The organism is Bradyrhizobium sp. 186 (assembly GCF_023101685.1).
Lineage (GTDB): Bacteria > Pseudomonadota > Alphaproteobacteria > Rhizobiales > Xanthobacteraceae > Bradyrhizobium.
This window is the reverse complement of sequence record NZ_CP082164.1, coordinates 2304041-2328299: the sequence shown is the minus strand read 5'-3', so window position 1 is coordinate 2328299 and position 24259 is coordinate 2304041. Positions and strand designations below refer to the sequence as shown.

Below are 24259 nucleotides of genomic sequence, written 5' to 3'. Positions count from 1 at the left end.
GCAAAGATGTCCGACGCTTCCGCAACCATGAATTTCGGGCGACGCGACGCAGCGGACAAGCTGCGCGGCCGCACCCGCTACACCATCGATCGCTACTTGCCGGGCATGCTGCACGCGGCGGTGCTGCGCGCCGATGTGCCGTCAGGCCGGATCGCCCGTCTCGACATCGCCAAGGCTGCCCGCATGCCCGGTGTGCGCGCCATCGTGACCGCCGCGGATGCGCCCGGCATGGTCGGGATCGGCATCGCCGACCACCCGCTCTTTGCCCGCGACGTGATCCGCTACGACGGCGAGCCGATCGCCGCGATCGCGGCGGACACGCTGATACAGGCTCGGGCCGCGCTTGCGGCAATTGACGTCGAGATTGAACCGCTACCCGTGGTTCTCACCATGGCGGATGCGCTTGCTCCAGACGCTCCGCTCGTGCATCCCGACTGGCGCAACTACGAGGTTTTGCTCGAAGGCGGTGCCCGCGGAGGCAACGTCGCCTGGGAGGCGACCGTCGTTCGCGGCGACGTCGATACCGCGTTTGCCCGGCCCGATGTCGAAATCATCGAAAGCTCCTTCCGGGTCGGCCGCCAGAACCATGTCGCCTTCGAGCCGCGCGCTGTGATCGCAAGTTACGAAGACGAGCGCTTCCACATCGAAACATCGACCCAGGTGCCCTGGAGCGTCCGCAATGCGACCGCACGCCTGCTGGCCGTGCCGGCCTCCCAGGTCCGAGTCACCGTACCGCCGGTCGGCGGTGGTTTCGGCCTCAAATTCGACATCGCAATCGAACCCTTTGCGGCCTTGCTTGCAAGGGCGAGCGGACGATCCGTCCGACTCGTCAATTCGCGCGAGGAAGAGATGCTCACCTGTCTCTTTCGCGAAAACGCCGAAATCCGCATTCGCTCGGCGGTGACGCGCGATGGCGAGATCGCCGGACGCGAAGCCGTCGTCCTGATGGATTGTGGCGCGTATGGCGGCGAACAGATCTTCCTGACCACGATGACCGCTCACACGCTCGGCGGAAATTATTCCCTTGGCGCGGTGCGGCTGGTCTCGCGCGCGGTCTATACCAACACCGCCCCGAACGGCGCTTTCCGCGCCTGCAACGGCGTCTACAATACTTTCGCCCTCGAGCGGCATACCGACGAAATCGCAGCCAGGATCGGCATGGATCCCCTCGCCTTCCGCCGTCGCAACGTGCTCGGCGACGGCGATCTCGGCGCCACCGGCCAGGTGTTCGAGGGCGACGTGCTTGGCCCGATGCTTGACCGGATGGATACGATGCGGGATGCCGCCGCAATGCCGCCCGAGCGTGCCGACGGCAGACTTTATGGACGCGCGACCGCGGTAGGTACCTGGTTCGTCTTTGTCGGCCCATCGGCCGCGACCGTGAACATGAATGCCGACGGGACGGCAACGCTGGTGACATCGGGCGTCGAGATCGGGTCAGGTTCCATGATGCAAGCTCTGCCTCAGATCGTGGCCGGCGCGCTCGGCCTCAGCCCTAACGATGTGATCGTCCGCGCAGCCGACACGGATGCCGCCGGCTACGATGTCGGTGTCGGAGGCGGCCGAACCACTGTCTCGCTCGGTGCAGCCAGCTTGTCGGCGGCGCAAGAGGTGCGCACGAAGCTGCTGAAGGTCGCCTCCGAGATGATCGAGGCCGCGCCTGAGGATCTTGTCATGCGCTCCGGACGAATTGAAATTGCCGGAGCGCCCGGCTCCGGCCGCCTGATCTCCGAAGTTGCGGCCCGCGCCCAGGGGCAGATCGGCCCAATCTCCGGCACCGGCGCCTTCACAGGAGCCGGTGTGCCCGCGATGCCCGGCTGCGTCGCTGGCCATTTCATAGACGCGATCGACATACCCGTCTTCGCCGTCCATGATTGCGAGGTCGCCGTCGACACCGAGACAGGACACGTCGAGGTGTTGAGCTATCGCGTCGTCCAGGACGTTGGCCGCGCGCTGAACCCGCGCGCGATTTGCGGCCAGATCCAGGGCGGCGTCGTGCAGGGATTGGGCTATGCCCTGCATGAGGAAGTGACGATCGGCAGCAATGGCCGCGTCTGTCAAAATGGCTTCGAGACCTACCGCGTGCCGCTGGCCCTCGATGTCGTTCCGGTCGAGATCAACCTGTACGAAGGTGCGCCGTCGATCGGGCCGCTAGGGACGAAGGGCGCCGGCGAAGTTCCGATCCTGAATGTCGCAGCCGCCGTCGCATGTGCCATCGCCGACGCAACCGGAAAGCCAATCCGGGAGCTGCCATTGACTCCGCCGCGGGTGCTCGAACTCCTCCTCGACCAAAGGTCAACTCTCTCCCTGCCCCACATTGCCGAGGCCTGGACAGACAATTTGGTGCGCCCGCACAGCGCTGGCGGGTCGAATTGAACGCCCAAAGGCGACAAGACCCAGCCGCCTATGAGTTGTCTGTCGGCTCGGGACGCCGGGTTGCACGCGAGAGCATGATTGCGGCGCAAGCCGGGAAGCGAATCGAACTGCCGAACCGAACAATCCGGTTCTGGTGCCCTGCGGCGGCCCGAACAGATTGTCCGTTTCGCTCGCCCTCATATCCCATTCTACGACGAGCACGTAATCGCCCTGTACCATCGGATCTGCGCGCCGCATCAAATGGGATGAAGATACCGAAATAGAGAAAACGCCGCACGGCAATCGGGCCGTACGACGTCCTCGCCACAGAAAAGCGTCGCACGGGACGCGCTTTGTTCTGCCGCCTGAAATCAAAAAGCCCTGCATCAGCAGGGCCTTGGGATGGTGGGCGCACCAGGGCTCGAACCTGGGACCCGCTGATTAAGAGTCAGCTGCTCTACCAACTGAGCTATGCGCCCGAAAGGCGGTCAAAGCCTTGCGAGGCCGGTCGTTTAGCAAAGCGATCCGGGGATGGCAAGCGATGCTGTGCAGGTTTTCCAAGGGTTCGTCCACAGGCACAAAAAGGCGAAAAGCCGCTGGATTCCAGCGGCTTCGCCAGGGTTAATCTTCGGAAAATCCCTGATGGCTCAGAGCCGACCCTCCCGGCCCCGGTCCGGGCCGTCGTCCCGGTCGAAACGGTGGCCATCGAAGCGGTCCATGCCGCGTTCCATGAAGCGGTGATGCGGGCCGTCCTCGCCGCCGCCGAACGGGCCTCGGTGGCGGGTCAACACGGTGAGACGCCGCTTCTGGCCGTCATCCAGCGTCTTGTAGAGCGGGTCAGCCGCATCGGCGATCTTCTTCAAGGCCGCGGAGGCCGCGCCCATGTCCTCGGCGCGCTGGCGCAGGCGGGCGACCGGATCATCCGGCTTGTCCGCGTCCTTGGCAGCGTCGCCCGGACCGGCATTCACCCGCGCATTGGCACGGTCGATGCGCAGCTTGGCGAACTCACGCACTGCCGTCTCGACCGGCGGCCACAGCTTCTCCTGGTCGGCGTTCAGCTTTAGCCCGGCATGAACGGCGGCGATCCGCGCATCGACGAAGGCGGCGCGGTCTTCCGGGTCCATGCGCATGTGGCGCATGTGCTCGGACATCCACGGGCGATGATATTGGGCGTAGACCACGCCCGAGCCGGCGATGCTGAGCGCAGCGATGGCGGCGATGGTGAACTTCTTCATACGGACCTCCTCTGGAAGGATGCCCTTGAACATGAGGCTCGCAAGGCTGGCGCGCAACTTACAACTTGGACAGGGAGAGCGTTCTTGCAAAGAAGTAATGCCCCTGAATATCCATTCAGATGCAGACTGAAATCATTTGAAACAAACAGGGCTTCCGTGCAGCCCGCACAGAAGCCCCTTCGTCCATGGTCGATGTAGATCAGTTCGTCGTGCTCTTCGCTTCCTTCTGGAATTCGTCGATCAGGGGCTGGCCGATGCGGCTTGCGGCATCCTTGTAGACCGGCTCCATCGCCTTGCGCATCGCCTCGTCCTGCTCCGGCGTGAGCTTGATGATCTCGCTCTTGCCGCTCTTCTTGATCTCGGCGAACGCGTCGTCGTTCTCCTTCTGCGACTGCGCGTTGTTGAAGTCGGTCGCCTCCTTCATCGCCTTCGCGAGCTGGTCGCGGATGTCGGCCGGCAGGTCGTCCCAGAACTTCTTGTTCACGATCACGACGTAACCGATGTAGCCGTGGTTGGTCTCGGTGATGTACTTCTGCACCTCGTGCATCTTCTGGGTATAGATGTTGGACCAGGTGTTCTCCTGGCCGTCGACCACGCCGGTCTGGAGCGCCTGGTAGACCTCCGAGAACGCCATCACCTGCGGCAGCGAGCTAAGCGCCTTGAACTGGGCCTGCAGCACGCGCGAGGACTGGATGCGAAACTTGACGCCCTGATAGTCCGCCGGCGTCACCAGCTTCTTGTTGGCGCTCATCTGCTTGAAGCCGTTGTCCCAATAGGCGAGGCCCGTGATGCCCTTGGAATCCAGGAGCTTGAGCAGCCTCGCGCCGAGCGGTCCTTCCGTCACCTTCCGCAGCGTCTTCAGGTCGGGAAGGATGTAGGGCAGATCGAAAACCTCGAACTCGCGGATGCCGAGCGGGCCAAACTTGGAGTTGGACGGAGCCAGCATCTGTACGCTGCCGAGCTGAAGCGCCTCGAGCTCTTCCTTGTCCTTGTAGAGCGTCGAGTTCGGATAGACCTCGATCTTGACCTTGCCGCCGGTATACTTCTCGGCGAGTTCCTTGAATTTCTCCGACGCCTTGCCCTTCGGCGTGTCGGTGGCAACGACGTGGCTGAACTTGATGATGATCGGATCGGCTCTGGCGGGGCCGCCGAGGCCCAAATCCAATGTCAAGGCCAATGCTGCGACGGACGCCGCGATCGCGAAAGTGCGCATAATCTCTCCCTGTTGCTTTTTTGGGCCCCCCGCGACGCGGGCGGTCTGTCCTCATGCCGGCTGCACTAATACAGTCCGGCGCCCGCACCTGCTATTGGCCGTTAGCAGGGCAGCCATTCATGGTGAATGCCGCAAACACCGCTGCGCTCCCTCTCCCGCTTGCGGGGGAGGGTTGGGGTGGGGGTGCTTCCACAACGAACACCCTTCGTGGGGAGAGAGCTCTCACCCGGCGCTACGCCATAGCCGAGGCTCACGCCTCGGCGTCTCTTAAAGACGGCCGCCGAAGGCGGCCTATACCTCTCCCGCAAGCGGGAGAGGTGAAACAACTCGCAGCAACGCCTGCTTGTCAGCTCGCCGCCGCCGTCGTCACCGTATCGCGCTGGCGCTTCATGACGATCTTGTTGAGCGCGCCGAGATAGGCTTTTGCCGAGGCCACCAGCGTATCCGGATCCGCGGCACGCGCCGTCATCGCACGGCCGTCATGGGACAGGCGCACCGAGACCTCGGCCTGCGCGTCAGTCCCCTCCGTCACGGCGTGGACCTGGTACAGCTCGAGCTTGGCCTCGTGCGGCACCAGCGCCTTGATGCAGTTGAACACCGCGTCCACCGGACCGTTGCCTTCGGCTTCCTCGATTCTGGTCTGGCCGTCGACATCCAGCTTCATGGTCGCGCGCTGCGGGCCATGAGTGCCGGCGATCACGGTCAGCGAGGTCAGCTTGATGCGGTCGTGCGAAGCCGCCATCTCCTCGTCGACCAGCGCTTCGATGTCCTCGTCGTAGATGTCCTTCTTGCGGTCGGCCAAGGCCTTCATCCGCGTGAACGCATCCTCGAGCTGGTTCGGGCCGAGCTTGTAGCCCATCTCCTCCAGCTTGTGCACGAAGGCATGGCGGCCGGAGTGCTTGCCGAGCACCAGCGATGACTGCTTCAGGCCGACCATCTCGGGCCGCATGATCTCGTAGGTCGAGGCGTCCTTCAGCACGCCGTCCTGATGGATGCCGCTCTCATGCGCGAACGCGTTCCGGCCCACAATCGCCTTGTTGTACTGCACCGGGAACGATGTCGCCGCCGACACGACTTTCGAGGCGCGGGTGAGCTGTGTGGTGTCGATCTTGTTCCAGAATGGAAATTTGTCGTTGCGGACGTTGATCGCCATCACGATCTCTTCGAGCGCGGCGTTGCCGGCGCGCTCGCCGATGCCATTGATGGTGCACTCGACCTGGCGCGCGCCGCCGACGATGCCGGCCAGCGAGTTCGCCACGGCCATGCCGAGGTCGTTGTGGCAGTGCACGGAGAACACCGCCTTGTCCGAGTTCGGCACGCGCTCAATCAGCGTCTTCATGAAGTGGGTGTATTCGTCGGGCGTGGTGTAACCGACGGTGTCGGGGATGTTCACCGTGGTGGCGCCGGCCTTGATGACAGCCTCGACGATGCGGCAGAGATAGTCCATCTCGCTGCGGGTGCCGTCCTCGGCCGACCATTCGACGTCGTCGATCTGGTTGCGGGCGCGCGCGACCATGGCAACCGAGGTCTCGAGCACCTGCTCCGGGGTCTTGTTCAACTTCACCCGCATATGCAGCGGCGAGGTCGCGATGACGGTGTGGACCCGGCCACGCTTGGCGAACTTCACGGCTTCCGCGCAACGGTCGATATCGGCCGGATGCGCGCGCGACAGGCCTGCGATCACCGCATTCTTTGAGCGGCGGGCAATTTCGCTGACCGCCTGGAAGTCGCCTTCGGAGGTGATGGGGAAGCCGGCTTCGATGACGTCGACGCCCATATCGTCCAGCAGCTCGGCGACCTCGAGCTTTTCCTCGAAGGTCATGGTGGCACCGGGGCACTGCTCGCCGTCGCGCAGCGTGGTGTCAAAAATGATGACGCGGTCCTTCTCGGACTTGTTCGCGGGGGCCATTTCAAATTTCCTTTTGAGCTTTTACGCCGTTCAGTCTCTGGGCGCTTGGAGGTGTCCGGTGATCTCGTCCAACCCCTGAGCGCCCAGGCGCGTGGCGCCCAGCCGGCCCTCAGGGGCAGCTAAGAAGAAGCCCGCCAATAAGGAGGGTGGGCAGCAGCGCGGCCGGGATCGTGGCGGCGGCCAGAGCCACCTCCCTCGAAATCCCATCGATTTGGCCGCGAATCAGCATTGCCAGACCCTTTGGAGCCTTGGAATCCTCAGCCAAAACCGTTGACGGTTGGTTGCCGGGTGGCTCAATGGGCCGTTTCTAGACGAGAAATGGGAGCAACTGCAACGCCAAAAGATGGTCAGTGCAACTGACGTGATTGCGGGACGCTAGCTGGCGCGGCGGGCGCGGGCCCTGCTTTCCCAACGATTCAGCATCTGGCCGAGCTCGCCGGTGGCCGGGGATGCGATCTCGTTGGTGTTGGCAGGTGTGCCGGCGGGGAGCCAATCCGGCTCCGTGTACTCACGCCAGCGGCGAGCTTCCGCCCGCCGTTTGCGGGAAACGAAATCGCGGGTGAAATAACCGGCAGCGAACGCGGTCCCGATCAACAAGAACAGTACGACAAAGGCTAGCACAACAAACTCCGGCGTCTGCCCCGAGAGACCTTCTGCCAGCATCGCGCGCGAGGTCAAGGCTTGACATGCTCCAAAACCAGCTCCGGTTAACCCCGCAGAGCTGGAACTAATTGTCGCGTCGCGACTTCCGTGGCCGCGGCATGCGTCGATGTCCCGGCGTTTGCGAACTCCGAAGCGCGCAGAGGATGCGAACCCGCCCCTCGCAACCGGACGCGGACCGGGCTAACCTTCGCAGTTGCTCGGCCGGATCAACCGGCCAGTGAACATGACCGGGAGGACGCAATGACACGCCAAAAGCAGCGTGACCAGGATGCTGCGCTTTCACGACGAACACTTGTCCAGGGACTTGCCCTCTGCGCCGGGGCCACCATGGCGGGAGCGGGCCAGGCGCTGGCCCAGGCCGGCCCGGCCGCGCCGCCGACGACGATCACCACGCCGCCGCGCGATTTCGGCCCTAATGGCGCGCCGACGACCTACTTCTGGGACCCCGACATCATCGCGGTCGATCCGTCCTTCAACGATCTCGCGCAGCCCAACACCGCGATCAAGCGGCTTCATACCGGCCTGCTGTGGGCCGAAGGCCCGGCATGGAGCGCACAGGGCCGCTACCTGTTGTGGAGCGACATTCCCAACAACCGGCAGATGCGGTGGAGCGAGGACGACGGCCGCGTCAGCGTGTTTCGCTCGCCGTCCAACAACTCCAACGGCAACTCGTTCGACTTCCAGGGCCGCCAGCTCTCCTGCGAGCACCTGACCCGGCGGGTGACGCGCTATGAGCATGACGGCACCGCGACCGTGCTCGCGGATTCCTATCAGGGCAAACGGCTGAATTCGCCGAACGACGTCGTCGCGCATCCCGACGGTAGCTACTGGTTCACCGATCCGCCCTATGGCGGCCAGCTCTATGAAGGCGAGCCAGACGCTGCGGGTGGACCGAGCAACGCCGGCGGCAAGCTCAATCCGCGGATCGGACAGCCGGCCGGCTTCGCGCCGGGCAAGCGCGAGCTGCCGACCAACTGCTACCGTATTGACCCTTCGGGCCGCGTCGATCTCGTCGTCACCGAGGAGCAGGTGCCCGATCCCAACGGCCTTTGCTTCTCGCCCGACTTCAAGAAACTCTACGTCGTGTCGACCGGCAAGGGCCCCGGCGACACCGGGCCGGGCGGCAAGGGCGAGATCTTCGTGTTCGACGTCGGCAGCGACAACAAGCTCACCAACCACAAGCGGTTCAGCGATTGCACGATCGACGGCGTGAAGTGCGGGCCCGACGGCGTGCGCTGCGACGTCAACGGCAACGTCTGGGCCTCCAGCAATGCCGGCCGCGCCGTCGGCTACAACGGCGTGACCGTGTGGTCGCCCGACGGCAAGCTGCTCGGCCGCATCCGCCTGCCGGAAGTCTGCGGCAACATCTGCTTCGGCGGCCCCAAGCGCAACCGCCTGTTCATGGCCGCGAGCCAGTCGCTTTACGCCGTGTATACGGCAACACAGGGCGCCGGCCCGGGCTGAGCCCATAACGCGATCACAAGCAAGGGCGCCGGCGTGAACCGCCGGCGCCCGATTTTTTTCTGCTCGCGCCATTTGCACAAATAACCGCCACGAACATCGCGGGCGGAGTTCCTTGATCGCAATCAAGTTACGCTCGGGCAAATCTCCGCCATTAATCCAACGAAGATAAGTCGCGCGGCGGGGCCGCAGCGCGGCGCAAAGGCATGATGCCCTCTTCGACCCGCGTCCGACATGAACTGGGAGTTGCGCGATGCGCCATATGCCGAACGACACCATCATCGTCAGCGTTGGGGACCAGCAATTCGTGACCGAGTTCGGAGATCCGGGTCTGCCGATCGACGGCCGCGGCGGAAACGATACGATGATCGCTACGGTTGACGCGGTAAACGGGGTTCTGACTTTTGTCGGCGACGACTCGAACATGCAAGGCCATTCGCACGGAGGGAATGACCTTCTCACCGCGACCGTCACGGGCTTCGGGGATTATGCGGTCATCGACGGGGATGCGCAGACCATGTCCGACCACGCCTATGGCGGCAATGACGTGCTTCACATCGATGCCTCGATATCGATCTATTCGAGCCTCAGTCTTTCTGGAGACGCCGAAACCACCATGACGGGCGACGCCAAAGGAGGCCATGACGTCATTACCGCGGAGATGGGGAGTAGATCGTCCGGCGCTTTCAGCGGTGACGCGGGCTATTCCATGAGCGATCATGCTCACGGCGGCAATGATGTCATCAACGTAACCCAGGCTGGCATTTACGGCGGGGCTTCGATATCCGGCGACGCCCTCGTGTCCATGAGCGGCGATGCGCGTGGCGGCAACGACATTCTGATCTACACCGTCGGTGCCGGCGCTCACTCGGGGGGCGCGTCCCTGGTCGGGGACGCCGGCTACATGAGTGACAATGCTCGTGGCGGGAACGACATCCTGATCGCGGCCGTTGATGGCAACCCGGACTCCACCTCCATTGTGCTCGTCGGGGATGCCTCGAACATGTCAGGTAACGCTCATGGCGGAAACGATATCCTCCACGGAAGCGACCGCGACGATTGGCTTTACGGAGACGCGAACACCTATGCTCCGTCCGCGCCCGGCTCGATTACGGGCGGCAGAGATATCCTGAACGGCAGGGGCGGCAACGATCAGCTCTGGGGCGGGCCGAACAACGACCTGTTCGTCTTCAACACCGGATCGGGCCAGGACGTGATCAACGATTTCGATCAAGGCAACAAGGCCGTGGGCAGCACCGCGCGCGAGCACGACGTGATCAATGTCCACGATTACGGCTTTGCAAGTTGGGCTGCGCTGAAGAGCCTGATCAGCGACGACAGCTCCGGCAATGCCGCGATCCACCTGACGGCCAATGATACGATCACGCTGGACGGGATCCATGCCGCGGATCTCCATGCCGGGGATTTCGTCGTCTAAGAGCTCGGTCGCGCGGCCGAATGGCTGAAGCAAGGGAGTGACCATGCGCGTTGTGATCTGCGGCGGCGGCGTGATCGGAGCCTGCACCGCTTATTTCCTTCGTCGCCGTGGTCTCGACGTCATCGTCGTGGAACGGACCGAGGTAGCGGCCGCCGCATCCGGCAAGGCCGGCGGCTTCCTCGCGCGCAACTGGTGTGCTGGCACGCCGCTCGATGCGCTGGCGCGGCGTAGTTTTGCTCTTCACGCGCAACTGCCGCAGGAGATCGCAGGCGATTGGGACTATCGCCCGATGACCGCCTACAGCGGTTTCGTTGTTTCGGATGGCGATCCACGCCGGGATACGCCATCCAAGCTCGGCTGGCTGAGCGACGGCGTCGTCATCGGAGAGCGCATCGGCACAACGGAAACGGCTGCGATCGTTCATCCCAGAAAATTCACATCGGCTATGATGAACGCGGCACTCGCGCAAGGCGCCACGCTTTGCCCTGGCCGTGTCACCGGCATCGTGCGCGGTGCGGATGGCACGACCGCGAAGGGCGTTGAGGTCAAAGACAGCGTGATCGAAGCGGACGCCGTGGTGATCGCAATGGGACCATGGTCGCTGCTTGCCGCGCAATGGATGAGCCTGCCCGCCGTCTATGCTCAGCGCAGCCCGAGCATCGTCTACGATACCGGCACGGACGTGTCGGCCGATGCATTATTCCTGGAGCTGGAGTTCCACGGCGAGACAGTACCGATCGAGGTTTTCCCTCGCGCGGACGGCAGCACGTATGTCACAGCTCGTACCGACAGCGCGGCGCTCCCGACCGATCCTGCAGCCGTGGCGCCCGAGCCGAATGGGATCGCGGCCCTGCAAAGAATGTCCGAGCGGCTATCGCCGCTGTTCCGCCCCGAGACAATCATCGCGCGGCAGGCCTGCTTCCGCCCGGTGACACGGGACGGCCTGCCGCTGATCGGCCGAGCGCCCCACGATGAAGGCCTTTATATTGCGACCGGTCATAGTGTCTGGGGTATCCTTAATGCGCCAGCGACGGGCGAAGCGTTGGCGCAACTGATCGCCGAGGGCACGACGCGCGACCTGGACCTCTCGCCATTCGATCCCGCCCGGCTCAGTCCGCTCGATTCAGCACGGCAAGCACGCTAAGCGAGCCGACGACATGCCCAAGGCCGGCCTCAAGGTCGTCGAGCATGTGCGCTTCTCGCCCGATGAAGTTTCCGGCCTTCGTGAAGCTGTCGCAGTAATCACCTCGCGCCAACATCGGCCCATCGCTCCGCCTGGAGCGGTGGGCTTTTTCTTTGTCTTTCGCAGCTGCGTTGCATGCTGCAGCCGCTGGTATCGACCTTGGGCGATGTTGACTTTCCACGGCCCGCTCTGAATACTTCGCGAAAAATAAGGCCAGTCTCAAAGACGGTTCAGAGGGAGGATAGGATGACCACTTCACGCAGGACGCTGCTGAAGACCTCGGCGGCTGCCGCCGCCGCACTCAGCCTCGATTGGACGCGGGCACAGGCGCAAGCCGAAACATTGCGCATCGGCCTGATCTACGATCTGACCGGCCCGTTTGCCGCCGGCGGCTCGGTGGCCTCGTCAATCGGCGCGCAAATCGCGATCGATCTCGTCAACGAGAAAGGCGGCGTCGGCGGCAAGTACAAGGTTGCTCCGGTCGCAGCGGATTCCCAGAGCAAGCCCGACGTTGCGATCAACGAGGCCGAACGCCTGATCAGCCAAGAGAAGATCGACATCCTCAACGGCGTCTATGCGAGCTCGCATGCGGTGCCGCTCGCGGCCAAGGTCGAGCAACAGAAGAAGATCCTCTGGATCACGACGGCCGTTTCGACCGCTGTGTTCAAGGACAAGAACCTGCAATACGTGTTTCGCGCACAGATTCACTCGGACCAGTACGGCCAGGCCTTCGCGAGCTTCATCTCGGAGCACGCGCAAGGAAAGCTCGGCATGGACCCGAAGGACGTCAAGGTCGCGCTGATCCACGAGGACGGTCCCTATGGCGTCGGCGTCGCCGCCGCCGACGAGGCCTATGCCAAGCAGGCCGGTATCCAGATCGTACTGCGCGAGGGCTATTCGGCCTCTGCGCCCGACCTTTCGGTGCTCGTGACCAAGATCAAACGCGCCAAGGCAGACGTGATCTCGCATGCGGGCTACAACCCGGACATCACCCTGTTCCTCCGCCAGGCACGCGAGAGCGGCCTGCGCTTCAAGATGCTGTTCGGCGCTGGCGCCGGTTACAGCCAGCTCGACAAGCTGCGTGCGACCTTCGGACCCGACATCGACAATTTCTGCAACATCGATCCCGTGCCCGCGCAGCTGCTCGATCCGGCGAAGCTTGCGCCGGGTATCGGCGATCTGACCAAGACCATGGTCGCGCGCTACCAGGCCAAGACCGGTGCGACTGACGTGCCGCCGCACTGCTCGATGGGGTTCAACCAGACCTGGGTACTGCTCAACAACGTGCTGCCGGTCGCCAAGGAGAAATACGGAAGCTTCGAGCCGGAGGCCATTCGGAAAGCTGCGCTCGACGTCGACATCCCTGCCGGCGGCACCATTCAGGGCTATGGCGTGAAATTCTTCCCGCCGGGCACGCCGCTCTCCGGCCAGAACGAGCGCTCGACCCCGGTGGTGATGCAGAATGCCGGCGAACACATCTCGGTGGTGTGGCCGACGAACATCAGGACGCAGGAGCCGGTGTTCCCGCTGCCGAAGGGATCGACTTACGGGACGTAGGCGCCGCGCACGGCGAGACTGCGCTCCCTCGCCCCGCTTGCGGGGGAGAGGGTTGGGGTGAGGGGGACTCCCCGCGGGGGCGGTGACAGTTGGACTCGCGGAGAGTCCCCCTCACCCGGATTGCATCTTCGATGCAATCCGACCTCTCCCGCAAGCGGGGCGAGGTGACGTTGCGGCGCTGCCGGTGGCCTACAACACCACCCGCCGCCCCTCCTCCGCCGCCCAATACCCCGCATAATTCACCTTGATCGTCTCGTACGCCAGCGCGAGGTCCGACAGCGGCTGCCGTCCTGTCGCGGCGCATTCCATGAAGTCCTGGATCTCCTGCAAATAGCCGCGCGTCCATTCCTCCTCGAGGCAGACATATTGCCAGCCCGTTTTACGGTCGACCTTTTCGGTGATGTAGACAGAGGCAAGCTTCTCCTCGCTGGTCTGGTAGCTCATCAGATGCGTGTTCGGGGTGATGTTGGCGAACAGCGAGCCGCCGGAGGTGTAGGTCTCGATCAGATTGCGCACGCCGCCCATGATCATGTCGCCAGAGAACACGGTGGCCTTGGTGCCGTCGGAGAAGGTGGCGGTGAGCGTGCCCCAGTCCTCGACGTCGACCGGCTTGGCCTTGAGGTAGGTGCGCTCCTCGGGCTTGAGGCTCGCGGTGACATTGCCGACATCGCCGGTCACGCTGGCGACACGGATGGTCTCGCCGCGCGCCCTGGCCTCGACCTGCTTGAGATAGAGCACGGCGGAGAGCGGATGGCAGCCCATTCGGATCAGCGAGCCACCGCCGGTCATCGCCCATTGCGCGGCGTGCGCCGCATGCGAACCGGAATGGCTCTCCTCGCCCTTCATGAACAGGATCTTGTCTCTTGTCGCCTTGATGATCTCCGCGGTCTTGGTCACCGCGGGCGCGTAGATCCAGTCCTCGGCATACATGAAGAGCTTTCCGGTATGCTCGATCGCGGCGCGGGTCGCGTCCATCTCCTCCAGCACGCGCTCATACATGACCGACTTCGGCACGTGCTTGCCGATGGGCTGCTTGTCGCCCTCACGGCCGAAATAGCCGGCGAACGGCTTTTCGCAGATGACGTGCTTGCCGGCCTGCATGGCGGCAATAATCATCTCGGCATGAAGGTTGGGCGGCGTGCAGATATCGATGACCGCGAGCTCGCGGTCGGCGATCAGCTCGGCAAAGCTGCGATAGCACCGCGGGATGTTATGACGTTGGGCGAATTCGATGACGTGGTCGCCGCGCGCGGCCACCGCCGCGACTTCGACATCTACGCCATAGACGCGCCGGAACGCATACATGTGCAGCTCCGACACGAAGCCGCAGCCCACGAGTCCGACCCTGATCCCTGCCATAGCGCGCCCTCAGCCTTGCTTTGGGCGGCACTATAGCGCGCTTGCGGACCTATTCCACCGAGACGCGGACCACGCCGGCGCTCATCATGCCGAGCGCGCGGGCGGCGGGGACGGAGAGATCGACGATGCGGCCGCGGATAAAGGGGCCGCGATCATTGACGCGGCATTGGATCGAGCGTCCGCTATAAGACACCCTGAGCACGCTGCCGAAAGGGCGCGTCCGGTGTGCACAGGTTAACTCGCCTTTTCCGACTTTTCCGTAGCCGTAGTATGAGGCAAGCCCGCTTTCGGCATGTGCAACAGAAAAAGCGGAAAGCGAAAAAGCACCAAAATAGAGCAATAGATTCGTCAGCGCTCGCACTGCACCCTCCGGGTTGGCCCTGCCCGGCGTTACAAACGTCATTGTTCCCCAAAGTTCCCTGGCACCGCCGGGCGACGCCCAGCAGTGCCATCACACATTGTTACTGTTTGTGAAAGACCAGCGTGCGCACTTCGATGCTTTCGCGCGGCGGCGCGTCGGTCGGCGTGGTCGGATCGATGAAAGCGGTGTGCGGGCCGAAGCGGGTCCGGCCGTCGGTTGCGGAATCGTAGCACTTGAGCAGCAGCGCTTCCTCCGGCGTCATCTCGGGGAAATAGAACCAGCGGTGGTTCGGATTGTATTTCACCGAATAGGTCTCGCCGCGACGATTGGGATAGATCAGGTCGGAGGCGACGAGATCGTCAGGCGCGACCGTCGTGCCGTCGGCCATTGCGAGCGGTGAATCGCGCAAAGGGCCGCGGATCGGCCGCCAGAGGTTGATGACCTGCACGCGGCCCTTGAGCAGCTCTTCGGCTTCGTCAGGCAGATGCTCGCGCACGCGGTTGGCACCGGAGCTGGCGGTCTGGTCGACATGGACGCGCGTCGCAGGCTGGCGAGGGCCGCTATCGCGTATGTCGGCGGCGCCCTCGACGCGCCGGCGCACGGTATGGTCGAAGATGAGGACGCGATCGGCCTTCAGCGTCGCGCGCAGGAAGGCCTCCACGGCGGGATAGTAAACCGCCCTCACCTCATCGTCGTTGTAAAAGTCCTTGACCTGGTTCGGATGGCGCACCAGTGCAAAACCCTCGCGATCGAGCGAGAAATTGTTCGCGATCAGGCGCGCATCGAAGATCGGGACCTGATGCGGCTCCGGCAGCGATGTGCTCTTCGGCTCACCCGGCGGCGGATCGAAAGCGTAGGTGCGCGGCTTGCCTGAAACCGCTGCGAGATAGTTGAGCTCGGCAGTGACGAAGGGAAGCGATTCGATTCTTGTTTCTTGCAGGCCCATGGTCGGTCTCCCGATGTGATCGTCTGCTTGATTTTTGACGGGATCGATCGCGCTGCAAGGGGCGCGATGCAAATAGCAATGTGAGTGTTGCTGTCGGTCAGAAACGAAGAAGGAAACTGTCGAAGGAGGCGATCGCTCTGGAAATGCTATCCTCGTCTCACGGGCACTTGAGCGATCCGTGAGATTTCGTGCCCCGGACGCGAGAGAAAGGCTTGATGGCTTACAACCCCGCCTTGGCGATCGCGTCCGCGAACGAGCGATCGACGATCTCGACCGCATCGAGCTTCTGCTTGATCAAGCCCCAGCGGAAATACAGGTCGATCGTGCTCTGCTCGTCCGCGACCACGCCGTCGTCGATCGCCGCGATCCGGATCTTTGCGCGCGAGAGCCAGTTGAGGGGCACCGCGGTCGGGATGTTCATCAGCTTGCCCCAAGTCTCGGCGTAGCCGTTCACGTTGTTCAGCGACCACGCCCGCGCCGCGGTGAGGCGCCGGATGAAGTCGGTCAGCTCCGCGCGCTTGTCGCGGATAACGTCGGGCCGCGCCACCTGAAAGCTGAGGCCCGGCGTCAGGCCTTCCGAGGTGATGATGCGGCGCGACTTGAACAGCACCTCCTCCTGGCTGACATAGGGCTCCCAGGTCGACCATGCATCGACCGAGCCTTGCGTGTAGGCGATCTTGGCGTCCGACGGCGCCAGGAACGCGATCTGCACGTCGCTCGCACTCCAGCCGTTCTTCTCGAGTGCGGCCAGGATCAACTGATGACCGATCGAGCCACGGCCCGTCGCGATCTTCTTGCCGCGCAGATCGGCGAAGGTCTTGATCGGCGAAGTCTCGGGCACGAGGATGGCGAGCCCCTCGCGCGTCTGCCGGATCGCGGCGATCGCCTTCACCGGCGCGCCGGAGGCGGCAGCAAACGTGAAGGGCGCGTCACCGACGAGCCCCGTCTCGATCGCGCCGGCGCCGAGCGCTTCGAGCAGCGGCGCGGCCGCCGGAAACTCCTTCCACTCGATCTTGTAGGGGACATCCTTAAGCTGGCCTGCCGCCTCCATCACGGCCTGCGAATTGCCCTTCTGGTCGCCGACACGCAGGATGGTTTGCGCGGCTGCCAGCTCGGACGAACCGAGCAGCAGCGCACCGGCCAGCATCAACCGGATCATTCCGCCGCCTCGCCGCGGGCGACCTGGCGCTCGGCGATCAACTTGCGCGTCAGCGGGATCAGCTCGCGGCCATATTCGATGGTGTCGATCAGGGGATCAAAGCCCCGGATCAAGAAATGGCTGATGCCGAGGTCGTAATAGTCGCCGAAGACTTCGGCGACCTGCTCGGGCGTCCCGACCAGTGCGGTGGTGTTGCTGTTGGCGCCGGTGAGCTTTGCGATCTCGGTCCAAAGCCGCTTGTCGATGCGACTGCCCTGGTCGGCGAGCGAGAGCAGACGACGCGCACCTGCTGTGGCGTGACCGTCGGCAGGCTTGCGATAGCCGGTCTTGTCCTGAAGCGCGGTGGCACGCGCCAGAATTTCTTCCGCCTTTTCCCAGGCCTGCTTTTCGGTCGGCGCAATGATCGGCCGCACCGAGAGGCTGAAGCGCGGCGTCGAACGCCCCTGCCTGATCGCGGCGTTGTGGACGCGGGAGGTGACGTCACGCACCTGCGCGTAGGATTCACCCCACAGCGCAAAAGTGTCGGCATGCTTGCCGGCGACGTCAATCGCCGCATCAGAGGCGCCGCCGAAATAGATCCGGATGCCCTCGGGGCGATACGGTTTCACCTGCGAGAAGGCGTTCTCGATCTGGTAGTACTTGCCCTTGTAGGTGAACGGCTTGTCGCTGCCCCATTCCAGCCTGAGGACATCGAGGAACTCGGAGGTCCGGGCGTAGCGCTCGTCCTTGTCGTCGAGCGTGTTGCCGTCCTGCCGCAGCTCCGTGGCGTTGCCGCCGGTGATGACGTGGAGCGCGACGCGGCCGCGCGAGAACTGGTCGAGGGCAGCGAATTGCCGCGCCAGCAGCGTCGGGGCGGTGAAACCGGGGCGCTGCGCGATCAGCACGTTGAGGCGGTCGGTGACGTTGAGGACGTGCTGGGCAACCTGGAGCGCGTCGGGCGTCGTGGAATGAAACGCCAGCAGTGCACGATCGAAGCCGGCGTTCTCATGCGCCTTCGCCACCGTCTCGATGTGGGTGGGGTTGAGGATCGGACCCTCGCGGACGACGGTCTCGGACGAATTGTTGTTGCTGATAAAGCCGATGAACTCGATTGGCATCGATCTTCTCCCTGATTGTTTGGCGGAAACCTAAAGTCCCAATGCGGCACGGCCGAGGCCGATGCGCGTGGAGTCGTCCTGCGGCGTGTGCACGCGCCCACACAGGACGTCGCGATAATGCCGCTCCAGCGGATTGACGCGGCTCAGGCCATGATTGCCGGTGAGCGACAGCGCGTCCTCGACCACGGCAACGGCATTGTTGGTCACCGTCAGCTTGATGACGTTGGACTCGCCTGCGGAGAGCTGGACCCCGTCGTCGAAATCACGAGCGAAGGACTCGATCAGCCGCCTATTGACGGCGAGTCGCGCCTCGATAGCGCCGAGAATTTCTTGCGCGCGAGTCAAGGTCGCAAGCGGCGCGCCGAGGCTCGCGGGCACGCGCTGCTTCAGGAAGGTCACCAGCCAGTCGCGCGCGGCACGGGCGACACCGTCATAGATCGCGGCGACGAAGACGGTGTGGACGGTCGCCTGCGTGACGTCGGGGGCGCGCCAGTCCGCAGGCTTGCGGATATCGACCTCGGCATCGAGCGGGATGACGACGTCGTCGAAGATGACGTCGTGGCTGCCGCTGGCGCGCAGGCCGTGATGGTCCCAGGTCTCGACGATGCGCGTTCCCGGTAGTCCTGCCGGCACCAGGAACTGCCCGACCCGCGGCTCGGCCTCGTCGGTCCGCGCCCAGACCAGATACCATTTCAGGATCGGCGATCCCGTCGAATAGATCTTGTGGCCGGTGAGACGCCAGCCGGTCTCGGTGCGCCTGGCGATCGTCGCCGGCAGGCCGCCGCGCGCCGGCGAGCCGAGCTCGGGCTCGACGCGCAGCGCGTTGATAAGGGCAAGGCCTTCGACCGACTCGCGCGCCAGCTTGCGCGACAGCCGCGCCGGCCAGGTCGGGCTGCGCGCCATCACCAGATGGTTGATGTAGTGCATCGACAGCACCAGCGCCGTCGACGGATCGGCCTTGCCGATGATGCCGAGGACGCGCGCGGTGTACCTTGCGCCGGCGCCGGCTCCGCCATGAGCCGCCGGCACCGTCAGCGACAGCAGGCCCGCCTGGGAGAGTTCGCGAAAATTCTCGAACGGAAAACTGCCGGCACGGTCGTGCTCGGCCGCTCGCGCGGCAAAGGCTTCGGCCAACGCCTCGGCGCGTGCGATGTAGTCGGGCTCGCTATGGGCCGCGCGTCCTTTGGCTGCGGAAGTCACCATGTGGCATCTAACCCCAGCAGGCCAAGTATCTGGCGGCGCAGGTCCGCCAGATACGGATCGCCGCGATGGCGCGGATAGGGCCGATCGACCCGGATGTCGGCCTTGACCCGTGCCGGGCGGTCGCTGAAGACGATGACGCGGTTGGCGAGCACCAGCGCTTCCTCGGCATCATGCGTCACCAGCAGCGTGGTAAAGGCCTTGCGCTGCCAGAGCGAAACCAGCTCGGCCTGCATGGTGATGCGGGTGAGCGAGTCGAGCTTGCCAAGCGGTTCGTCCAGGATCAGGATTTTCGGATCGTTGACCAGCGCGCGCGCCAGCGCAACGCGCTGCGCCATGCCGCCGGAGAGTTGGTGCGGATAAGCAGTGCGGAAGTCCGACAGCCCGACGAGATCGAGCGCGGCATCGACGCGCTGCCGCTGGCTCTTCAGGATGCCCTGCGCTTCCAGCCCCAACGCGACATTGTCCCAGACCGAGCGCCAGGGAAACAGCGTCGGATCCTGGAACACGACGACGCGCGAGGGATGCGGGCGGGTAATGCGGGCCTCGTCCTCGCGCAGCGTTCCTGCCCTGGGTTTGTCGAGGCCCGCGACAAGGCGCAGCAACGTCGACTTGCCGCAACCGGAGGGGCCGAGCAACGCGACGAATTCGCCCGGCTCGACGGAGATGCTGACGTCGCTGAGCACCGGCAGCTCCGCACCGTCGATGTCGAAGGCGTGGCTGACCTGCTCGATGTCGAGCGCGGCGCCGGCCACCGGATAAACGGCGGCTTCGGCAAGAGCTGCGGCTACCATTTGACGGTCCCCTTCTGCCAGACCAGCAGGCGGTCGCGGATTGCAAACAGCAGCGTGATGGCACCCGAGCAGAGCAGCGACATCACGATCAGCGCCGCATACATGTTGGCGTAGGCGGCCCAGCCCTGCGCCCATTGCAGATACCAGCCGAGCCCGGCCTTGACGCCGATCATCTCGGCGACGACCAGCACGGCAAAGGACGAGCCGAGCCCCATGAACAGGCCGACGAACACATGCGGCAATGCCGCAGGGATCGCGACCTTCAGCACCAGGAAGGACGGCTTTGCCCCCAGCGTGCGCGCGACGTCGTAATAGGCGCTGCTGACGCTCGCGACGCCCGACCATGTCAGCACGGTGACCGGGAAACCGGTTGCCAGCGCGATCAGGAAGGTCGAGGCGCTCCAGCTCGACGGAAAGGTGAAGAACGCGATCGGCAGCCAGGCGGTCGCCGGCAGCGGACCGATAAAACGCAGCACCGGATGCACCCAGTAACCGACCGCGCGCGACCAGCCGATCGAAACGCCGGTCAGAAAGCCGACCGTGGCGCCGATCAGATAGCCGCCGAGCTGAAGCTTGACCGAGGCAAAGACGCTGTCGAGCAGCTTTGGCAGATCGTCGGTATAAACCTCGATGATCGACTGCGGCGGCGGGAAGAACGGCAGCGGCAGCCAGGCGAATTTTGCGGTTGCGAGCTCCCACAGCGTCAGGAACGCACCGAGCGCGACGAGCCAAGGCGCGCGCTTGCGCAAGCCGCGGCCTGCCGAGCCGAGATAATCGGCGCCGACCGTTCCGAACAGGGCGACCGCGGCGACGATAAAGGCTGCAATGCCGAGCGAACGGGTGCGCGACCAATCGCCGACATCCTCCCACAACAGGCAGGACAGGCCGAAGGCGATCCACGCGACGCTGGCGAGGATGCCCACGCCGGATTCCCGGACCCAGCTCGCAAGCAGCGGCGTGCGCGAAACCCGCGGCGCGCCCGAGGCGAGGCCGTCAGACAGCGAATACGTCGACATAGATACGCTCCGCAAATTTGGCGGTATCGGTGCTCTGCTTGAAGACCTGGACGCTCTTCAAATCGTCGGCATAGGCCTTGAGCTCGCGCTTCAGCACCTCGCCGACGGGGTGATGGTGGTGGGTGTGGTAGCGCACCATGCCCTCGATATCGGCAAGCGTTGCCGTCTTCGGTGCATAGGGCTGGAACGACTTTGCCGCCACCGTCGGGTTCTGCGAGGTGAACACCGCGGCGTCGAGCAGCGCCTGAGTGATGGCGCGCGCGACCTGCGGCTCCTCGCGCACCAGGCTGCCGCGCAGGCCGACGATGCAGCAGCTCTTGTCGCGGTAATCGCCGTCGAGATTGGAGGCGACTTCCTTGTACTGGGTATCCTTTAGCCAGAGATAGGCCAGTGGATCGGACGACAGGAAGGCCTGCACTTCACCCTTCTCCACGGCGACGTTGAGCAGGTTGCCGGGATAGGCGCGCCAGTCGACGTCCTTGTTGGGATCGATGCCGAGTTTTGCCAATTGGATCGAGAAAAAATTCTTGTCGGGACCGGCGAGGTCGCCGACCGCGACGATCTTGCCCTTCAGATCGGCGAGCTTGCTCACGCCGGAATCGGTGCGCGTCAGCACACGCATGCAGCCGCCATGGGTGCCGGCGGCGATCTTGACGTCAAAGCCCTGCTCCAGCGGCTTCAGCCAGCGCAGCGCCATGCCGAGGCCGGCATCGCTTTTTCCCGTCGCGATCGCCTCGAGCAGCTGGTCGGTCGATCCGGAATAGTTGACCAGCTCGACGTCGAGATTCTGCTTCTGGAAGAAGCCGTGCTCGATGGCGACGGGTAGCGGTGCCAGGCAGACCGCGCCCGCGTTCCACGACAGCTTCAGCTTGCGCGGCGCGCCGGTGAGCGTGGGGCCATCGGAGGCGGCCTGGCAGAGCGGAAACTCCGAGAAGTCGACGCCGGGCGCGATCGCGCGCGGCGCGAAAGCCTGCGCGCCCAGCGCTCCGAGCGGCGCGGCGAAAGCCGCCGCGAGTCCCGCCTGGAGCAAATGGCGCCGGTCGAGGCTCGACCCGCTGCGCTTGGTCTCGTTGTTCATCGGGCTCAGGCTCCTGCTGGCACAGCTTCTCCGTTTGCGCAACGTCTGGCGTTGCGCATGTTCCGTGCGGAGCTGCGTTGAGAGAAAATCTTTCCGTCGGCGCTTCGCGCGCCGCGTTGATGCGATGCGCAAATGATGCGGCCTGTTGGTCGCATCGTCAATGAAATGGAATTTCGAATGTGGCGCGCAGCGAAGTCATTCTCTCCATCGACGCGCGCGAACACGATGAAAGGATTTCCGCCGACGCGTCGGTCCGCGATCCCGCCGCTACTCCATCACCCGCATCATTCTTGTGCATTTTTGTCCGCGGACACCCCGCCTTCTCGAAAGCACGGGTTCGTTGAAACGTCCTTGCTCATCGCACGCGCAATACGGTTGGCCATTTCATTGACTGCGCATCACGCGGTCATAGACTTGATCGTCCCGCTGCATCGTTCGCTCACACGTCGTGAGCAAGGCAACAAGACAGGCCACATGAGCATCAACTCCCACGATCATCCCATCACGCGCCGGCTCGCGGCATCGCTGCTCGCTGCCGCCGTCATTTTCTCGACGACCGCCGCGTCGTTCGCGGCCGACACCATCGTGCTGCGCGTTGGCGACCAGAAGGGCGGCAACCGCTCGCTGCTCGAGATTTCAGGTTATGCGAAGGACCTGCCCTACAAGATCGAATGGTCGGAATTCCCCGCGGCCGCACCGATCCTGGAAGCGCTCAACGCCGGCGCGCTCGACGTCGGCTATACCGGCGACCTCTCGTTTCTCTCGGTCTACGCGGCCGGCGCACCGATCAAGGCGATCGGCGGCACCAAGTCGGACGCAAAGACGCAGGCGATCCTGGTGCGCCAGGATTCGCCGATCAAGTCTGCCGCCGACCTCAAGGGAAAGCGCCTTGCCGGCACGCGCGGCGGCTGGGGCCAGTTCCTGATCGATGCGACGCTGGAGAAGGCGCAGATCAAGCTCGAGGAAGCAACCTTCGCGCCGCTCGGCCCGGTCGATGCCAAGATCGCGCTGGTGGCGGGCTCGATCGACGCCTGGGCGGTGTGGGAGCCCTACGTCTCGTTCGCGACGCTCAAGGACAAGGCTCGCGTGATCGCCGACGGCGAGGGCCTGACGCCGACCATCACCTTCATCGTCGCCTCCGACAACGCCATCGCCACCAAGCGCGCGGCGGTGCAGGATCTGGTGCAGCGTTTGAACAAGGCGCGGTTGTGGTCGCTGGATCACTTGCCTGAGTATGCGAAGAACACGGCCGAGCTGACCAAGCTGCCGGAGGACGTGCTGCTGTCGGCCTACACCGCGCAGCGCACCAGCCCGATCGTGATCGATGAGAACGTGGTGAAGGAGGTGCAGGAAGCCTCCGACCGCTCGACGCGCTACGGCATCCTGCCGAAGAAGCTCGACGTGAGCCAAGCCGTCGACCGCAGCTTCACCGCTGCGGCCGCCGGGTCGAACTAGAGCCGGAGGCGGCGAGGTGCGCGGGCTTCGCTTCAAGGCCGGCCCGCTTCATCTCGCCGCGATCGTGCTCGCGCATTTCGCGTGCATGAGCCTGATCGTCTGGCTCTCGCTCTAGCCTTTTGTTCGAGCATGATCTTTTCGGAAAACCGCTGCGCACTTTTCCGGATCATGCTCCAGCCGCGGCGCGATCACCAATATCCGCGATAATAGGGACGCGGATAGGCGCGGTATGGCCGATAGTAGCCATAGCTAATGCCATAATACGGGCGATATGACCTGTAGCCGTAATACCGCGGGCGCGCGTAATACGGCCCGTAGCCAGAGCCATAATAGGCCGGAGCATAACCGTAGCCGTAGCCCGGCCCCGGATAGCCATAGCCGCCGTAGTACGGGCCGCCGCCATAATAGCCGTAAGGCCCGCCGGCGATGGCGCTGCCGATGATCGCGCCGGCCGCGAGGCCGCCCAGGCCCCATCCCCAACCGCCGCCGCGCCAATGCACCTGCGTGAGATCATCGCCAGCCGCGGCCTTCATGGTCGCGACATTGGTTGGCAGCGGAGCCGCCGACGCCTGCTCGATTTGGCCGGCCGTGACCACGCCCGCCAGCGAACAGGCAATTAACGCTTTCCAGATCCTCATCGTCTTGCTCCCTGTTTGACGTCTCGCTTGGAAAGGATCGTACGCCATGATCGGGCATCCCGGCGCCGAGTCAAAGAGGCGATTTTGCGTGCAGCGCACAAGACTCCCATACATGCCTCCCTTGTGATCAGCCGGTCACCGA

The 24259-nt window shown here is 64.3% G+C and carries 21 protein-coding genes and 1 tRNA gene; 7 read left to right on the top strand and 15 right to left on the bottom strand.

Annotation, left to right across the window (positions count from 1 at the left end):
- Positions 1-6: 6 nt before the first annotated feature.
- Complete coding sequence (locus IVB18_RS10860; protein WP_247989160.1) at positions 7-2376, top strand: xanthine dehydrogenase family protein molybdopterin-binding subunit; 2370 nt, start codon at positions 7-9, stop codon at positions 2374-2376.
- A gap of 382 nt (positions 2377-2758) precedes the next feature.
- Here the strand turns inward: IVB18_RS10860 and IVB18_RS10855 are convergent.
- From IVB18_RS10855 to IVB18_RS10835, 5 genes are all read right to left on the bottom strand, one after another.
- Positions 2759-2834 (bottom strand) — tRNA-Lys (locus IVB18_RS10855).
- A 168-nt stretch (positions 2835-3002) separates the two neighbouring features.
- The gene (locus tag IVB18_RS10850; RefSeq protein WP_247989159.1) at positions 3003-3590 is read right to left on the bottom strand and encodes a Spy/CpxP family protein refolding chaperone; all 588 of its coding nucleotides are present in this window, start codon (positions 3588-3590) and stop codon (positions 3003-3005) included.
- Between the two features lie 199 nt (positions 3591-3789).
- Positions 3790-4803 (bottom strand): TRAP transporter substrate-binding protein, encoded by a 1014-nt coding sequence (locus IVB18_RS10845; RefSeq protein ID WP_247989158.1) that lies wholly within the window; start codon positions 4801-4803, stop codon positions 3790-3792.
- 346 nt (positions 4804-5149) lie between these two features.
- A complete protein-coding gene (locus tag IVB18_RS10840; RefSeq protein ID WP_247989157.1) occupies positions 5150-6712 on the bottom strand; it encodes a 2-isopropylmalate synthase in 1563 nt (520 codons plus the stop codon).
- A 375-nt stretch (positions 6713-7087) separates the two neighbouring features.
- Positions 7088-7333 carry a hypothetical protein gene (locus tag IVB18_RS10835; RefSeq protein WP_247991600.1) on the bottom strand — a complete coding sequence of 82 codons (246 nt, stop codon included), beginning with the start codon at positions 7331-7333 and terminating at the stop codon, positions 7088-7090.
- 282 nt (positions 7334-7615) lie between these two features.
- Between IVB18_RS10835 and IVB18_RS10830 the strand changes: the two genes are divergently transcribed.
- The 5 genes from IVB18_RS10830 (at position 7616) to IVB18_RS10810 (ending at position 13014) form a co-directional block, all read left to right on the top strand.
- Positions 7616-8839: an SMP-30/gluconolactonase/LRE family protein gene (locus tag IVB18_RS10830; RefSeq protein ID WP_247989156.1), complete on the top strand. Its 1224-nt coding sequence runs from the start codon at positions 7616-7618 to the stop codon at positions 8837-8839.
- Between the two features lie 250 nt (positions 8840-9089).
- Complete coding sequence (locus tag IVB18_RS10825) at positions 9090-10274, top strand: hypothetical protein (protein ID WP_247989155.1); 1185 nt, start codon at positions 9090-9092, stop codon at positions 10272-10274.
- A 43-nt stretch (positions 10275-10317) separates the two neighbouring features.
- Complete coding sequence (locus tag IVB18_RS10820) at positions 10318-11418, top strand: FAD-dependent oxidoreductase (protein ID WP_247989154.1); 1101 nt, start codon at positions 10318-10320, stop codon at positions 11416-11418.
- A gap of 13 nt (positions 11419-11431) precedes the next feature.
- Positions 11432-11650, top strand: coding sequence for a hypothetical protein (locus IVB18_RS10815; protein WP_247989153.1), 219 nt, complete (start codon positions 11432-11434; stop codon positions 11648-11650).
- Between the two features lie 53 nt (positions 11651-11703).
- Positions 11704-13014 carry an ABC transporter substrate-binding protein gene (locus tag IVB18_RS10810; protein WP_247989152.1) on the top strand — a complete coding sequence of 437 codons (1311 nt, stop codon included), beginning with the start codon at positions 11704-11706 and terminating at the stop codon, positions 13012-13014.
- A gap of 189 nt (positions 13015-13203) precedes the next feature.
- Here the strand turns inward: IVB18_RS10810 and IVB18_RS10805 are convergent, their stop codons facing one another.
- The 9 genes from IVB18_RS10805 to IVB18_RS10765 form a co-directional block, all read right to left on the bottom strand.
- On the bottom strand, positions 13204-14373 hold the full coding sequence (locus IVB18_RS10805) for a Gfo/Idh/MocA family oxidoreductase (protein ID WP_247989151.1): 1170 nt from the start codon (positions 14371-14373) through the stop codon (positions 13204-13206).
- A gap of 49 nt (positions 14374-14422) precedes the next feature.
- Positions 14423-14734 (bottom strand): septal ring lytic transglycosylase RlpA family protein, encoded by a 312-nt coding sequence (locus IVB18_RS10800; RefSeq protein ID WP_247989150.1) that lies wholly within the window; start codon positions 14732-14734, stop codon positions 14423-14425.
- 100 nt (positions 14735-14834) lie between these two features.
- Positions 14835-15680 carry a CmcJ/NvfI family oxidoreductase gene (locus tag IVB18_RS10795; protein ID WP_247989149.1) on the bottom strand — a complete coding sequence of 282 codons (846 nt, stop codon included), beginning with the start codon at positions 15678-15680 and terminating at the stop codon, positions 14835-14837.
- Between the two features lie 220 nt (positions 15681-15900).
- On the bottom strand, positions 15901-16839 hold the full coding sequence (locus IVB18_RS10790; protein ID WP_247989148.1) for an ABC transporter substrate-binding protein: 939 nt from the start codon (positions 16837-16839) through the stop codon (positions 15901-15903).
- Entirely contained in the window at positions 16836-17936 is a 1101-nt protein-coding gene (locus IVB18_RS10785; protein ID WP_247989147.1) for an LLM class flavin-dependent oxidoreductase, read from the bottom strand. Before IVB18_RS10785 ends, IVB18_RS10790 begins: the two co-directional genes overlap by 4 nt.
- Before the next feature lie 30 nt (positions 17937-17966).
- Positions 17967-19139: an acyl-CoA dehydrogenase family protein gene (locus IVB18_RS10780; protein WP_247989146.1), complete on the bottom strand. Its 1173-nt coding sequence runs from the start codon at positions 19137-19139 to the stop codon at positions 17967-17969.
- Entirely contained in the window at positions 19133-19930 is a 798-nt protein-coding gene (locus IVB18_RS10775) for an ABC transporter ATP-binding protein (protein ID WP_247989145.1), read from the bottom strand. Before IVB18_RS10775 ends, IVB18_RS10780 begins: the two co-directional genes overlap by 7 nt.
- A complete protein-coding gene (locus tag IVB18_RS10770) occupies positions 19924-20946 on the bottom strand; it encodes an ABC transporter permease subunit (protein WP_247989144.1) in 1023 nt (340 codons plus the stop codon). The genes IVB18_RS10775 and IVB18_RS10770 overlap by 7 nt, the downstream gene beginning before the upstream one ends.
- Positions 20924-22024, bottom strand: a complete 1101-nt coding sequence (locus IVB18_RS10765; protein WP_247989143.1) for an ABC transporter substrate-binding protein — start codon at positions 22022-22024, stop codon at positions 20924-20926. Before IVB18_RS10765 ends, IVB18_RS10770 begins: the two co-directional genes overlap by 23 nt.
- Positions 22025-22498: 474 nt before the next feature.
- Here IVB18_RS10765 and IVB18_RS10760 point away from each other — a divergent pair, with 474 nt between their 5' ends.
- Complete coding sequence (locus IVB18_RS10760) at positions 22499-23479, top strand: ABC transporter substrate-binding protein (RefSeq protein WP_247989142.1); 981 nt, start codon at positions 22499-22501, stop codon at positions 23477-23479.
- A gap of 188 nt (positions 23480-23667) precedes the next feature.
- Here the strand turns inward: IVB18_RS10760 and IVB18_RS10755 are convergent, their stop codons facing one another.
- Complete coding sequence (locus IVB18_RS10755; RefSeq protein WP_247989141.1) at positions 23668-24117, bottom strand: hypothetical protein; 450 nt, start codon at positions 24115-24117, stop codon at positions 23668-23670.
- Positions 24118-24259: the final 142 nt, after the last annotated feature.

What these genes read in the sequence shown, in the direction of transcription:
- IVB18_RS10760 (WP_247989142.1), top strand. Translation starts at nt 22,499, where the DNA reads ATGAGCATCAACTCCCACGATCATCCCATCACGCGCCGGCTCGCGGCA.
- IVB18_RS10805 (WP_247989151.1), bottom strand. Translation starts at nt 14,373, where the DNA reads ATGGCAGGGATCAGGGTCGGACTCGTGGGCTGCGGCTTCGTGTCGGAG.
- IVB18_RS10795 (WP_247989149.1), bottom strand. Translation starts at nt 15,680, where the DNA reads ATGGGCCTGCAAGAAACAAGAATCGAATCGCTTCCCTTCGTCACTGCC.
- IVB18_RS10810 (WP_247989152.1), top strand. Translation starts at nt 11,704, where the DNA reads ATGACCACTTCACGCAGGACGCTGCTGAAGACCTCGGCGGCTGCCGCC.
- IVB18_RS10825 (WP_247989155.1), top strand. Translation starts at nt 9,090, where the DNA reads ATGCGCCATATGCCGAACGACACCATCATCGTCAGCGTTGGGGACCAG.
- IVB18_RS10755 (WP_247989141.1), bottom strand. Translation starts at nt 24,117, where the DNA reads ATGAGGATCTGGAAAGCGTTAATTGCCTGTTCGCTGGCGGGCGTGGTC.
- IVB18_RS10815 (WP_247989153.1), top strand. Translation starts at nt 11,432, where the DNA reads ATGCCCAAGGCCGGCCTCAAGGTCGTCGAGCATGTGCGCTTCTCGCCC.
- IVB18_RS10770 (WP_247989144.1), bottom strand. Translation starts at nt 20,946, where the DNA reads ATGTCGACGTATTCGCTGTCTGACGGCCTCGCCTCGGGCGCGCCGCGG.
- IVB18_RS10845 (WP_247989158.1), bottom strand. Translation starts at nt 4,803, where the DNA reads ATGCGCACTTTCGCGATCGCGGCGTCCGTCGCAGCATTGGCCTTGACA.
- IVB18_RS10780 (WP_247989146.1), bottom strand. Translation starts at nt 19,139, where the DNA reads ATGGTGACTTCCGCAGCCAAAGGACGCGCGGCCCATAGCGAGCCCGAC.
- IVB18_RS10850 (WP_247989159.1), bottom strand. Translation starts at nt 3,590, where the DNA reads ATGAAGAAGTTCACCATCGCCGCCATCGCTGCGCTCAGCATCGCCGGC.
- IVB18_RS10790 (WP_247989148.1), bottom strand. Translation starts at nt 16,839, where the DNA reads ATGATCCGGTTGATGCTGGCCGGTGCGCTGCTGCTCGGTTCGTCCGAG.
- IVB18_RS10840 (WP_247989157.1), bottom strand. Translation starts at nt 6,712, where the DNA reads ATGGCCCCCGCGAACAAGTCCGAGAAGGACCGCGTCATCATTTTTGAC.
- IVB18_RS10775 (WP_247989145.1), bottom strand. Translation starts at nt 19,930, where the DNA reads ATGGTAGCCGCAGCTCTTGCCGAAGCCGCCGTTTATCCGGTGGCCGGC.
- IVB18_RS10820 (WP_247989154.1), top strand. Translation starts at nt 10,318, where the DNA reads ATGCGCGTTGTGATCTGCGGCGGCGGCGTGATCGGAGCCTGCACCGCT.
- IVB18_RS10860 (WP_247989160.1), top strand. Translation starts at nt 7, where the DNA reads ATGTCCGACGCTTCCGCAACCATGAATTTCGGGCGACGCGACGCAGCG.
- IVB18_RS10765 (WP_247989143.1), bottom strand. Translation starts at nt 22,024, where the DNA reads ATGAACAACGAGACCAAGCGCAGCGGGTCGAGCCTCGACCGGCGCCAT.
- IVB18_RS10830 (WP_247989156.1), top strand. Translation starts at nt 7,616, where the DNA reads ATGACACGCCAAAAGCAGCGTGACCAGGATGCTGCGCTTTCACGACGA.
- IVB18_RS10785 (WP_247989147.1), bottom strand. Translation starts at nt 17,936, where the DNA reads ATGCCAATCGAGTTCATCGGCTTTATCAGCAACAACAATTCGTCCGAG.